The sequence below is a fragment of the Dickeya fangzhongdai genome, from assembly GCF_002812485.1.
Classification (GTDB): domain Bacteria; phylum Pseudomonadota; class Gammaproteobacteria; order Enterobacterales; family Enterobacteriaceae; genus Dickeya; species Dickeya fangzhongdai.
In genome coordinates, this window is the sequence record NZ_CP025003.1 from 1,077,162 (window position 1) to 1,090,420 (window position 13,259).

The 13,259-nt window shown below is 53.6% G+C and carries 10 protein-coding genes and 3 pseudogenes; 6 read left to right on the top strand and 7 right to left on the bottom strand.

The genetic code is table 11. From position 1 onward, the window contains the following. Positions 1–201: 201 nt before the first annotated feature. From CVE23_RS04975 to CVE23_RS04990, 4 genes and pseudogenes are all read right to left on the bottom strand, one after another. Positions 202–1,305, bottom strand: coding sequence for a hypothetical protein (locus tag CVE23_RS04975; protein WP_225622640.1), 1,104 nt, complete (start codon positions 1,303–1,305; stop codon positions 202–204). Positions 1,306–1,617: 312 nt separating this feature from the next. Next, positions 1,618–1,842: pseudogene (locus CVE23_RS04980) on the bottom strand (transposase); the annotation flags it as partial. A gap of 102 nt (positions 1,843–1,944) precedes the next feature. Then, entirely contained in the window at positions 1,945–3,354 is a 1,410-nt protein-coding gene (locus CVE23_RS04985) for an MATE family efflux transporter (RefSeq protein ID WP_100849026.1), read from the bottom strand. A gap of 32 nt (positions 3,355–3,386) precedes the next feature. Beyond that, positions 3,387–4,868 carry an efflux transporter outer membrane subunit gene (locus CVE23_RS04990; protein WP_100849027.1) on the bottom strand — a complete coding sequence of 494 codons (1,482 nt, stop codon included), beginning with the start codon at positions 4,866–4,868 and terminating at the stop codon, positions 3,387–3,389. Between the two features lie 124 nt (positions 4,869–4,992). Between CVE23_RS04990 and CVE23_RS04995 the strand changes: the two genes are divergently transcribed. The 6 genes and pseudogenes from CVE23_RS04995 to CVE23_RS05020 all read left to right on the top strand — a co-directional run bounded on the left by CVE23_RS04995 (position 4,993) and on the right by CVE23_RS05020 (position 12,714). Beyond that, complete coding sequence (locus CVE23_RS04995; RefSeq protein WP_100850408.1) at positions 4,993–5,610, top strand: TetR/AcrR family transcriptional regulator; 618 nt, start codon at positions 4,993–4,995, stop codon at positions 5,608–5,610. A 94-nt stretch (positions 5,611–5,704) separates the two neighbouring features. Further along, complete coding sequence (locus CVE23_RS05000) at positions 5,705–6,817, top strand: efflux RND transporter periplasmic adaptor subunit (RefSeq protein ID WP_038918029.1); 1,113 nt, start codon at positions 5,705–5,707, stop codon at positions 6,815–6,817. Next, the gene (locus CVE23_RS05005) at positions 6,814–9,876 is read left to right on the top strand and encodes an efflux RND transporter permease subunit (protein WP_100849028.1); all 3,063 of its coding nucleotides are present in this window, start codon (positions 6,814–6,816) and stop codon (positions 9,874–9,876) included. The genes CVE23_RS05000 and CVE23_RS05005 overlap by 4 nt, the downstream gene beginning before the upstream one ends. A 45-nt stretch (positions 9,877–9,921) precedes the next feature. Next, on the top strand, positions 9,922–10,728 hold the full coding sequence (locus CVE23_RS05010) for an oxidoreductase (RefSeq protein ID WP_100849029.1): 807 nt from the start codon (positions 9,922–9,924) through the stop codon (positions 10,726–10,728). Between the two features lie 238 nt (positions 10,729–10,966). Continuing rightward, positions 10,967–11,334: pseudogene (locus CVE23_RS05015) on the top strand (GNAT family N-acetyltransferase); the annotation flags it as partial. A 237-nt stretch (positions 11,335–11,571) separates the two neighbouring features. Then, positions 11,572–12,714, top strand: a complete 1,143-nt coding sequence (locus tag CVE23_RS05020) for a Fic family protein (protein WP_100849030.1) — start codon at positions 11,572–11,574, stop codon at positions 12,712–12,714. On the opposite strand, the gene CVE23_RS22855 is transcribed toward CVE23_RS05020, so the two are convergent. From CVE23_RS22855 to CVE23_RS05030, 3 genes and pseudogenes are all read right to left on the bottom strand, one after another. Then, positions 12,698–12,847, bottom strand: a complete 150-nt coding sequence (locus CVE23_RS22855; RefSeq protein ID WP_167389533.1) for a hypothetical protein — start codon at positions 12,845–12,847, stop codon at positions 12,698–12,700. The genes CVE23_RS05020 and CVE23_RS22855 overlap by 17 nt on opposite strands. An 81-nt stretch (positions 12,848–12,928) precedes the next feature. Further along, positions 12,929–13,024 (bottom strand): annotated as a pseudogene (locus tag CVE23_RS23025) (type II toxin-antitoxin system toxin CcdB); the annotation flags it as partial. A gap of 8 nt (positions 13,025–13,032) precedes the next feature. Continuing rightward, entirely contained in the window at positions 13,033–13,251 is a 219-nt protein-coding gene (locus CVE23_RS05030; RefSeq protein ID WP_049854444.1) for a type II toxin-antitoxin system CcdA family antitoxin, read from the bottom strand. Positions 13,252–13,259: the final 8 nt, after the last annotated feature.

Here is a 13,259-nt window from a genome sequence, read left to right on the forward strand (position 1 = left end):
GTTCGCAGCTTAATTCCGAGATGAGACGGGTTCTGGACGATGACACGCTCTGTGTCGGCCATCAAAAGGAAATAGCATCGACAGACCTTGGCTACCGGCGTGCTTAGTTACTCTTGCGTCAGGGCAATGTTCTTCGGTGAATCGCGACTTTTCATCGGCACCACCTCCGTTCAGGGGAATTAACATCATTTCGAGTAAGGGTCAATTCGCTACGGTTTGTTGTCCTGAGGGATTAGCGATTTTTCGTTCCTGCATGCCTATAACGCTATCCTTAGCATCAAAATAAATTAAATAATCAAGAAACGGTAAATACCCAGAATTAATAAATGGTGTGTCATATACCCTGTTAAGCGATTTAAAAGAAATCAATGCCGGATTGTAGTGCAATAATTCCTTTGATTCTTTCCCTGGATTTTGGGCTGAAGTGAATTTTAAGACCACTTTTTGATCGTCTCTATCGCCATCAAATAGACTCAGTTTTACTAAAGTGCCCGGTGACATCACATGGTTCTTAACATTGCGTTCAAAAATAAAAACATGCGGATCGCCGCTATCTAGCACAGTTGGAAGGCATAGGATCTGCGTAGCGTTGCCACTATCAAGGCAAGCGGGAACAGACCCGTTTTTATCTACTTTGCTTCGAGTAAACCCTTTTAATTCTGCCATTGATGGGTTGAGAATAAGTGCTCCTTGCTCTTCTCCAGGGCGCGGAAGTTGCACAATCCACCCCTTAAAGCCCGCGGCTCTTAAAGGATTGGGTATCAATCGATCATGTGAATAGAGCCGAATACCCATGATGCCACCAAATTCTTGGCTACTACGGCCGTCAATGCCTTGTGCAAATGGGGTGGAAGGGGCAAGCTTGGCTACCGTGCAATTCGGCACCTGCGCACTACATCTTAATTGATCGACAACTTGAATCGGTATGATTCCAAGTTGATGTTCACCTGCGGTAATACGCTCATTTGAAACACTACCGTGTAATTCGTTGCCGCTCTCATAGCTGTAAACAATAGTTCGGCCAAATTGATTTCTATGGGGTACTACCGTAGATATAGCCCGGAGCCCGATAGAACCTGTATCAAGGATAACATTAGTTTCCGGGCCGTCTCCAATCCGCAGCCGGACATAGTAAAAACGATTTCCTGCTACTACCTTAGACATCACGGGAAGAGATATTCTTGATGCCACCGCTATAGCATCAGTACTGCGCGAGATAGCTACCGGCTTGTTTGCTTTATTATTTACTAGATTTGTGCAGCCCGATATTAATATAAGGATGAATATTTTTATGAGTAATTTCAAGATGATTTTCTCCTATCGAAAAATCATTATCAAGAAGAAGTTATTACGTAATTTATTAAAAATCGGATAGGTGGGTGATGGTTTATTTTATAAACGATAATGAAACGTATATAGTAACATATTGATGATATCATTGTTTTTCTATTAGATGAGATGGAATTACTTTAATAAAGGTAAAATTTGTTTCAATGAAGTTACTATTTCTAATAGCCAAATCATTAGATGTATTTACCTTATTTTTGAAGTTCGAGGTGGATCGTGCGGTAGCCATATACGCAACCGGACTCAAGCCAAAACTGCTTAATTAGCCCCGTCAGTAAATTGCTTTAGTTCCTTCTGGAGCCGTCGGATCTCAGCCTGAGCATCTGACTGAACGTTATTGGTGGAAGAGCCCGAGCCGTACTTCTTTACCCAGGCGTAAAGGCTATGGGTGGTGATATCAAGGCGTGTTGCCACGCTATAAACAGAATGGCCGAGACCAACAACCTGTTTCAGCGCTCCGATTTTAAACTCTTCGGGATAACGTTTACCGCTCATAGGCACCTCTTTTTTTAAGTCATTTCAAATGACTTTGAGGTGTCTGTAAACCCGTGGCGATGTATTAGGCTACCCCGATAAGCTTGATGTTACTTTGCCAAATCAAGCCCCAGTCGATATGGCCAAACGGTTTGACCGTCCAATGCCTAAGCTGGCCGCTACAGTTATGGCGCCATAAACAAAAGCACTCAGCGCGACGATCTTGAAAAGCGATGACAAGTCAGCATCAAACTGTGTAACAGCCAGCCATCCCACCAAAGCCGCGATAGCCATGCGTGCGGTTCCGGCTAATACGGGCCAGAGCACGCGTTTCGCACCTTGACCGGCGAAATAGAGTGCCATGCCGATGCCTATAGCGCCATAGAACGGCGCTACGTTCTGTAGGTAGCGGGTTCCCGCCGTCACGATGGGCTGATCTGCGCTAAAAAGAGTGAGCCAGAGGTGTGGATAGGCCGCCACGCCAAGTCCGATTAGCTCCGTAAACGTAAACGCGACGGCTGCGCCAACCCAGGCAATGCGTTGCGCGCGTCGCACTTGCTTCGCTCCAAGATTGACGCCGACCATGGTCATGATGGCCGTACCAAGACCAAACAGCAGAGGGATTTGTAGATAATCCAGCCTTGAGGCGATGCCATACCCGGCAATAGCATCAGGTCCAAACCGACCTACCGCGGCGGTCACTACGGCAACGGTCAAATTGATTTGCACGGTACCGATAGCGGATAGCAGACCAACGCCAAGAATATCCTTGAACAACCGTGAGCGCAGCGGCGCCGTTGATAGCCTGATAACGCTTTTAGCTGACCGCATGTGCTTTGCCAGCAATAGGGTGGCGAAGAGGTAATAGACCAGAATCGCCAGGCCAGCCCCGGCGACGCCAAATGATGGTATTGGCCCCCACCCTAAAATCAAGGCTGGTGACAAAGGCAGTAGGATCGCGGCACCCAACAGGGTGATACGCGCAGGAGTCTTAGTATCGCCCGCTCCACGTAGCGCGGCTGACAACAACGCAACTACCCAGATCAGCGGCGCCCCTGCAAAGACAACGCTCGAATAGGTAACCGCCGCCGCAAGCGCTGGCCCTTTAACGCCCATCAAGTGATACAAGGTATTACCGCCAATGAGGACAAGGGCGGCAAAGGCGGCTCCCATAACACCAGCAATAATAACGCCATGCCACACCAGCGCCTGAGCATCCTGCCATTGACCCGCGCCGGATGCCCGCGCCACCGCCGATGATAATCCGCCGCCAATGCCGCCGTTCGTCATCATTTGCATCAGCATCAGCACGGGAAATACAACAGCCACCCCAGCCAGAACATCAGCTCCAAGCGAACTCACGAAGTAGGTTTCTATCACGCCTACCAGCGTCTGCACCACCATAACCGCAACCGTCGGCAACGCCAGACGAAGCATGACCGGCAGGATGGGTCCGGCCAGCATATCCGTGGTCAATTGTCTTGCGGTCGGCTCATGGCTTCGGTTTACGTTCGGTAATAACTTAGTCATCATTCAGGCCCGACACTCAGTGTTATGTATAAAATTTAAACGCCGTTATGGCCGCGCTGACCGGGCGCGACCGTTCCCGTTTCACCGGGTTGCCAGCCGCCGCCGAGCGCTTTGAAAGCCGCTACCGCCGCGCGTGCGGATTCGGTTTGTGCCTGCAGTTGCGCATCGGAAGCCCGCAGCATATTTTCGTCGGCTTGCAGCACCTCTATCAGGCTGAGGGTGCCATGCCGATAAGCCGTAAACGCGGCATCCCGCGCCCGGCTCAATGAGTCAACTCCTCGCATAAGCACACGGGCTTGCTCTTCATGGTTAACCAGCGCCGAGAAGGCGTTTTCCACATCTTCAGCGGCCCGTAGTACCGCCAGCCGATAGGCTGCCAGCATCTCGGCTTCCTGGCCTTTGGCCTGGTTGATCTGTGCGTTGATGCGGCCAAAGTCGAATAGCCGCCAGCGCAGGCCTATCACACCGGACGATTGGCTCGCGCCACCGGTAAACAGGTTGCCGCTGGATACCGTCGTCGTGCTGCCAAGCAGCCCACTCAGGGAAAATTTGGGGTAATATTCGGCAACGGCGACGCCAATACGCGCGTTGGATGCGGCTAAGCGACGTTCAGCCACGATCAGGTCTGGCCGGCGCCGAAGCAGCTCGCCCGGCGATCCGGTCGCGGCGATTTGCGGAGCGGCTGGAATGGATCCCGCGTCAGCCAGCGCTGCCCGGTGCGTACCGGGTACAGAACCCAGCATCACATCCAGTGCGTTCATGGCCGCATCCAGCGCCGTTTGTAAAACGGGTACCGATGCTTGCACCTGCGCCAGTACGCCTTCGGTTTGCCTCACCTGAAGTTCCGCCGCCAGCCCCTGGTCATACAAGCGATTAACGGTCGAGAGCAGTTCCTGTTCCGTCTGTACTTGCCGACGGGCAACGTTCAGACGAGCCTGCAATCCACGAATGGTGATGTAGATGTCGGCGGTCTGTGCGGCTACCGCCAGACGCGTTGCTACCGCCCCCGCTTCAGATGCCTGATACTCAGCGAGTGCGGCTTCTCGTCCACGGCGCAAACCGCCGAACACATCCAGTTCCCAACTGGCGCCGAGATTGGCCTCGTAAGCATTGCCGTAGCGGTCAAAATTAGGTGTCGAATTCAATACTTTCCCCAACGGGGTTTCGACAGACTGGTAAGCTCTGCTCGCCTGACCGGAAATATTGCCGGAAGGCAGTAGTGCGGCATTCGCCGCACCAAGACCGGCACGAGCCTGCAGCACCCGTGCGGATGCCTGCGCGAGATCGAGATTCTGTTCCTGCGCGAGGGTGACAAATCGGGTTAATTGCGGATCGCCGAATCCCTCCCACCATGTAAGAAGCTCAGCACGGGTGGCAGTATGTCGTTGATTGACTGCCGCCTGACCAAGGTATTTTTCCTGCATTGGCGTATCGGGCCGGTTGTAATCAGGGCCGACGGCGCAACCGGCTAACAGACCAGCCACGATAAGTACGATAAAAGGAGGCTTGGGTAACATATTTTTCCCATGTAGGCACAGTGCTGAGTTGTGACCATATTACAAAATAGTCACTCGTTGTCAACGGGTAGGTCAGGGGGGTAAACTGCCCCCTATGTATTACGTCAGGGGTAAATTGCAGACCATGAGTAAAGAAAACCCTTATCCCGTTTCGAACCGGGGCCCGGCTGACCATGATGTTCGAGATCAAATAGTTAGCGCAGCGACCGAACACTTCAGCCGGTATGGCTACGAAAAGACCACCGTTTCTGACCTCGCCAAAGCCATCGGTTTTTCCAAGGCCTATATTTATAAGTTCTTCTCATCTAAGCAGGTGATTGGTGAGATGATTTGCGCCAACTGCCTGCGAGAGATCGAAGCTGAAGTGCGTGCTGCTGTTGAGGAAGCCGGGCGGCCGCCGGAGAAGTTGCGGCGGATGTTTAAGGCCATCGTTGAAGCGAGCCTTCGTTTGTTCTTCAAGGATCGAAAGCTTTATGAAATTGCAGCTTCGGCCGCAACCGAACGCTGGCAGGCAGCACGCGCCTATGAGGAACGCATCCAGATATTACTGCAGGACATCTTGCAGGAAGGTCGGAAGAGCGGGGATTTTGAACGCAAGACCCCTCTTGATGAAACGACAGCAGCGATTTATCTCGTCATGCGACCTTATCTTAATCCACTGATTTTGCAGCATAGTTTTGACCACACCGATGAGGCGCCGGCGCAATTGTCCAGCCTGATACTCCGCAGCTTATCGCCATAGTACAGCGGTTACGATGCCATTAAGTGACTATTGACTAAATTGGTCACGTGATTAAAGATGAGTCTCCTGATTAATCAGCCAAGGGGACTCTACTATGGCTCGTCGCCGCTTCCTTTCATTTGCAGTCATCTGCACATTGCCGCTCGCCCTGGCCGCTTGCGGTGAAAAAGCACCATCCGATCCACGTACTGAAGCACCGCTGGTGCGCGCCGCAATCGTCCGGGGAGCAGGGATTGAATCACGATCTTTCACGGGGACTGTGGCTGCCCGGATAGAGAGTGAGCTGGGATTTCGTGTCTCCGGCAAAGTGCTGGAGCGGCTGGTGGATACGGGGCAAGCGGTCAAACGTGGTCAGCCGCTCATGCGTCTTGACCCTGTCGATCTGGATCTCGCCGCGCGTGCGCAGCAGGAGGCGGTAGCCGCCGCCCGTGCGCGAGCGCTGCAAACTGCCGAAGATGAAGCCCGTTATCGCGGCCTGCGCGGAACCGGGGCGATATCGGCATCAGCCTATGACCAGGTGAAAGCGGCGGCAGATGCGGCCAAAGCCCAGCTCAGTGCGGCACAAGCGCAGGCCGACGTTGCCCGCAATGCCAGCCGCTATGCCGTCCTGATCGCCGATGGTGATGGCATCGTCATGGACACGCTGGCCGAGCCGGGCCAGGTGGTCAATGCCGGGCAGACTGTGGTTCGCCTGGCTCAGGCTGGGCAGCGTGAAGCGGTTATTCAGTTACCGGAAACGTTGCGCCCCTCGCTCGGATCAACCGGGCTGGCGACACGTTTCGGCAAAGCAGGCAACGGCAGTCCGGCCACCCTGCGACAACTCTCCAACACGGCAGACAAGCTGACGCGCACATTCGAAGCGCGCTATGTACTGCAAGGTGAACTGGCCGACGCCCCGTTGGGAACAACGGTTACGATCCAGGTACCAGAAGAACAGGCCTCCACACAAGATAGCTTGCAGGTGCCGATAGGTTCCTTATTTGACGCCGGCAAAGGGCCGGGCGTATGGGTCATTCGTGGTGAACCGGCGACGGTAACCTGGCGTCCGGTAGCCGTCCAGCACATGGGGGACGACGACATCCGACTCACTGGGCAGATACAGCAGGGTGAACGGATAGTTGCGCTCGGCGCACATCTGCTGCGCGAAGGTGAAGCGGTGCGGGTCGCTGAGGTTGCCGCTACGACTGTTGCTGGAGGTCGCCCGTGAGCGAAAGCCGTTTCAACCTGTCGGCGTTCGCTGTACGCGAACGCGCCATCACCCTGTTCCTGATTCTGTTGATCTCGCTGGCGGGGGGGATCTCCTTCGTCAAACTGGGCCGTGCCGAAGACCCGGCATTTACGATCAAGGTGATGACGATCATCACGGCCTGGCCCGGCGCTACCGCACAGGAGATGCAGGATCAGGTCGCTGAAAAGATCGAGAAGCGCATGCAGGAACTGCGCTGGTATGACCGTACCGAGACGTACACCCGCCCCGGTCTTGCCTTCACCACGCTGACATTGCAGGACCGCACGCCGCCGTCCGACGTGCAGGAAGAGTTCTATCAGGCCCGTAAAAAGGTCGGTGACGAGGTGCGTAATCTGCCGCCCGGCGTAGTCGGGCCGTTTGTGAACGACGAGTATTCCGATGTGACGTTCGCCCTGTTTGCACTCAAGGCGAAAGGCGAACCACAGCGGCTGTTGGTGCGCGACGCGGAGACGCTGCGCCAGCGGCTGCTGCATGTTCCCGGCGTAAAAAAGGTCAATATTATCGGCGAGCAATCGGAACGCATCTATGTTGAGTTCTCGCATGAGCGGCTTGCAACGCTGGGAATCAGCCCGCAGGACGTGTTCGCCGCGCTCAATAACCAGAACGCCCTGACACCTGCTGGTTCCATTGAGACCAACGGTCCGGAGGTGTTTATTCGTCTGGACGGCGCGTTCGATGAATTACGGAAAATCCGTGATACGCCGGTGGTGACGCAAGGTCGAACCCTGAAACTGTCGGATATCGCCACCGTCAAGCGTGGCTATGAAGACCCGGCTACCTTCATGGTTCGCAGCGGAGGCGAACCGGCCCTGCTGCTCGGCATCATCATGCGCGACGGCTGGAACGGGCTCGATCTGGGCAAGGCGCTGGATGGCGAGGTCAAAACGATCAACGCTGGCTTACCTTTAGGCATGAGCCTGACCAAAGTGACCGATCAGGCGGTAAACATCAGCTCTGCGGTCGATGAGTTCATGATGAAATTCTTCGCCGCACTGCTGGTGGTGATGCTGGTGAGTTTCCTCAGCATGGGCTGGCGTGTGGGTGTTGTGGTTGCTGCCGCCGTGCCGTTGACGCTGGCTGTGGTGTTTGTGGTGATGCTGGCGACAGGCAAGAACTTCGACCGCATCACCCTGGGCTCGCTGATTCTGGCGCTGGGACTGTTGGTGGATGACGCCATCATCGCTATTGAAATGATGGTGGTGAAGATGGAAGAAGGCTACAGTCGCATCGCCGCTTCTGCTTATGCCTGGAGCCATACCGCGGCACCCATGCTCTCCGGCACGCTGGTCACGGCCGTCGGCTTCATGCCGAATGGTTTCGCCCGATCTACTGCGGGTGAGTACACCAGCAACATGTTCTGGATCGTCGGCATCGCGCTCATTGCCTCATGGGTGGTCGCGGTGGTGTTCACGCCTTATCTCGGCGTCAAACTACTGCCCGATTTCAGGAAGGTCGAAGGCGGCCATGAGGCACTCTACGATACGCCGCGCTATAACCGTTTCCGTCAACTGCTGGGACGCGTCATCACCCGCAAGTGGCTGGTTGCCGGTTCAGTCGTAGGCCTGTTCACCCTGGCCATACTCGGTATGTCTGTGGTCAAGAAACAGTTCTTCCCGATCTCTGATCGTCCGGAAGTGTTGGTCGAGGTACAGATGCCTTACGGCACGGCGATCACCCAAACCAGCGCCAGCGCGGCGAAAGTGGAAGCCTGGCTGGCCAAACAAAAGGAGGCCAGGATCGTCACCACCTACATCGGCCAGGGAGCGCCACGCTTCTATTTCTCAATGGGACCTGAGTTACCTGATCCGTCGTTTGCCAAAATTGTGGTGCGCACCGACAACCAGAATGAACGCGAAGCGTTGAAATACCGGCTGCGTCAGGCTATCGCCGATGGCCTGGCCCCTGAGGCCCGCTTACGCGTCACTCAATTGGTATTCGGGCCCTATTCACCGTTCCCGGTGGCTTATCGGGTTACGGGGCCGAATCCTGACCAATTACGCCACATCGCCGCTGAGGTGCAGCAGGTCATGGATGCCAGCCCGATGATGCGCACCGTCAACGCCGACTGGGGCACACGCACGCCTACGCTGCACTTCACCTTGCAGCAGGATCGATTGCAGGCTGTCGGGCTGACCTCCAGCGCGGTGGCGCAGCAACTGCAATTCTTGCTGACCGGCGTGCCTGTCACCTCGGTACGAGAGGATATCCGCACCGTGCAGGTTGTGGCGCGCTCGGCAGGAAATACCCGACTCGACCCGGCTCAAATTGGCGACTTCACGCTGGCAGGCGCTAACGGGCAGCGCATCCCGCTATCTCAAGTGGGCGCGGTGGATGTGCGTATGGAAGAGTCGATTATGCGTCGGCGCGACCGCATGCCGACCATCACCGTCCGGGGCGACATCGCCGACGGTTTACAGCCGCCGGATGTATCAACCGAGATAACCCGCCGGCTTCAGCCCATCATCGAAAAGCTGCCGAGTGGCTACCACATCATAGAAGCAGGGTCGATTGAAGAGTCAGGTAAGGCAACGGCTGCCATGTTGCCGATCTTCCCCATCATGCTGGCTATCACACTGCTCATCATCGTCTTACAGGTGCGCTCACTCTCGGCGATGGTGATGGTGTTCCTGACCAGCCCGCTGGGGTTGATCGGCGTGGTGCCGACGCTGATCCTGTTCCAGCAACCATTCGGCATCAACGCACTGGTTGGTCTTATCGCGTTGTCGGGGATCCTGATGCGCAACACGCTGATACTGATTGGACAAATTCACCACAACGAACAGGCTGGTTTGGATCCGTTCCGTGCAGTCGTCGAAGCCACCGTGCAGCGGGCTCGACCGGTAATCCTGACGGCGCTGGCGGCAATTCTGGCGTTTATCCCGCTCACCCATTCGGTGTTCTGGGGAACGCTGGCCTACACGCTGATTGGCGGCACCCTGGCCGGAACGATCCTCACACTGGTGTTCCTGCCGGCCATGTATTCCATCTGGTTCAGGATCAAGGCGGTCCGTCACTAATGATCCATAAATTCACTCCTATTATCTGATTTGAGAGGACTTGCTATGTCAAAACAAAAGGTTGTGGTGGTTACCGGGGTGTCATCAGGCATAGGACGTGCCGTAGCACAGAAATTTGCCAGCCAGGGCTGTGTCGTCTTCGGTACTGTGCGCAACATCAATACGGCGAATACCTTGCCCGGTGTGGAGCTTATCGACATGGATGTGCGTGACGATGACGCCGTACAGCGCGGTATTCAGTCTATCGTTGAGCGAACTCAACGCATTGACGTGCTTATCAATAACGCAGGAACGAGCTTAGTCGGCGCAGTGGAAGAGACATCGATAGTGGAGGCCGCCGCGCTGTTCGATACCAACGTGTTCAGTCTTTTGCGCACGGTACAGGCGGTGTTGCCGCATATGCGGGCACAGGGTAGCGGGAGGATCGTCAATGTCAGTTCGGTACTCGGTTTCCTCCCGGCGCCGTACATGGGGTTGTACTCCGCCTCCAAACATGCGGTGGAAGGACTTATGGAAAGTTTGGATCACGAAGTACGCCAGTTTGGTATCCGCGTCACGCTGGTGGAACCGTCCTTCACCCGAACCAACCTGGATATCAATGCGTCGCAGGCCAGCGCCAAAATCGACAGCTACGATCGCGAGCGGGGGCAGGCATCACAAACCATCGTCAACAGTGTCAAAAGTGCTCCCGATCCTGAGGGGGTGGCAACCACGATTGTTGATGCTGCTCTGGGGCCGTGGCAGATGCGCCGTACCCCGGCGGGGCAAGCCTCTCTATTGCGCAAATTGCGCCGCTTTATGCCTGCCGGGCCTGTCGACGCCAGTTTACGCAAAACCTTCGGGCTCAGTTGAAAATCCAGTTAGTCCTCAACCCATCAGCACCTTAGAGATATACGCCATGAGTACGGGAAACGCTGTGCGCATCGTCGTGACAGGAACAGGTGTTGTCGGGCCATTGGGGGAGGGGGGACCGAAACCGTTTGGTCCCGCCTGCTTTGCTGTCAAGAATCATGGCGTGACTCGTGTTTTCATAGATAGGTCAGAATGATGGGATGCATACGATAAAAAACGCCCAGTTCGTTCCTTCGGTTCATTCGTTTGCTGCGATGACGCTAAGGTACTGGCGTATTACTCATTGGCCTCCGTGCTGTAGCAACGAATGCCGCTCCCGGACGCTTTCGCCGCAACATGCCCGATCCGATCCCGGTGGTGGTGCTGGGGCGTCTGGCGGTAGATACATCATTGTATGGTCAGGGCATTGGTCGGGCGCTGGTGCGCGATGCCGGGCTGCGGGTAATTCAGGTTGCTGAAACTATCGGCATTCGCGGGATGCTGGTCCATGCGTTGTCTGATGATGCGCGGGAATTTTATCTGCGAGTGGGGTTTGAGCCTTCACCGATAGACCCGATGATGCTGATGGTAACGTTGGGGGATTTGCTGGGGAGTTTATCAATTTGAAATTGATGTTGTGCTCGTGAATCATTAAAAATGAATGGTTTGTTTTAGTGGGATATTTGCACAGGCAACGGCCTGTTTCTCTCCATATTGAACATCTTTTAAACGTAGATTTGATATGTCGGCTTTGTATTTTTTGAGATAATCATAAATAATGTGATTTGTAATTTATGGATTATATTGATATTTTTGCTATCATTTTGAGATGTCGTCATGCTCGGTTTGAGATAACTACATATCATGGCTCAATTTAATCACTTTGAACTCTCGCTTCTGAACCCCAGTTTTGACTCCCCTTTAGTCGACGCGCTGACGGAACTGGAGTTACTCCGGCATCTGAGGCTGGAAACGGATGTTCACCCTATCCTGTTTGCGCAGTTGAAGGCCGTTTTCCACATGCTGGAAAGTCTGGGCTCTGCGAGGATTGAGGGAAACCACACCACGCTTGCCGATTATGTTGAAAGCAAAGTCGAAGGGACGCAAAGTTCGACGGATCAACTGAAAGAAATCAACAATATTGAAGCTGCGATGGAATTCATCGACGTGCATCTAAATAATGGTGATGACATAACGGAATATTTTATCCGCGAGCTACATAGTCTGGCGGTTGTCGGGTTGCAACAGGAAGGTGATAAAACTCCCGGTGCCTATCGACAACATAACGTCAGCATCGCTCAGTCTGACCATTTACCGCCGGATCACATCCGCGTTCCTGATTATATGGCAGAACTGACCGCCTTTATTAACCGTGCTGATAAACCAAAATATGATCTGATGAAGATTGCGCTGGTGCACCATCGTTTTGGCTGGATACACCCATTTGGCAACGGTAATGGCAGAACGGTCAGACTGCTGACCTATGCGTTATTGATCAAGTATGGTTTTAATGTGCAGGCAGGTGGCCGGGTTCTCAATCCGACAGCGGTATTTTGTAATGATCGCGAGCGTTATTACGCCATGCTTTCATTAGCGGATAAAGGAACTGAGCAGGGTTTAGAAGAATGGTGTTTGTATGTACTTTCGGGTATTTCATCTGAGTTGAAGAAAGTCGATCAACTGACAAACCATGCTTTTTTGAGTACAAAAATACTGTATCCGGCGCTCGACTTCTCATCTGAAAGAGGGCTGATAAACCCGCTGGAATCTAAAGTTCTGAAACGCGCCGTTGAGCTAGGCACGATAAAAGCGGGTGATCTCCGTACCGCTTTACCTGACCTAAAACCGGCACAGGTGACTTATCAACTTGGTAAGCTGATCGACCGGGGACTGCTCCAGCCAGTGGAAGAGGGCGCTCGTTCCTATACGGCGAAGTTTTCTAACTCATATTTGATTCGTGGGGTGATTAAGGTTCTGAGGGAGGAAGGGTTTATTCCTGATTTGTGAAGTAGGCATTAATTGTAGAATTATTACTTTTAGATAACAGCGCTTCGCGGCAGACATCTTTTATGGTACGTCCTGCTTCGGTGGACTTCAAAACAGCGATGACCGGGTGTGCAATGAATCGAGCTTTACGCATAGCGATCTCCTCAGAGGGACATAATCAGTATGTCGGAAGATCGCTAAAAGTGAATGGTTTGGTTTAGTGGGATACTTACAGAATGACCATGCGCCGCTTTGGTGTTTCAACAATATCGCTTTGCACATCGACAAATATTTTGTAATGACTGACTTGTTTGTATGGATAAACAAGAAACTACACGATCACCAGTTCCTGTTTTCATCAGAGAGAGGACTATGCTGTGCGATAAATTTGGCGACTTCCTCCATTCCTTCGCGGTTTTCCTTCTTCCACGCCTCAGCCTTTAGATGACTGGCTCCTTCATCTATGACGTTATTCTCCAGAACAGAAATATTTATCTCATTACCATTAGGAACCTGATAATCGTCGTTGTATACGACAATGCTAATCCGGTGTTTCATTGCCGTGC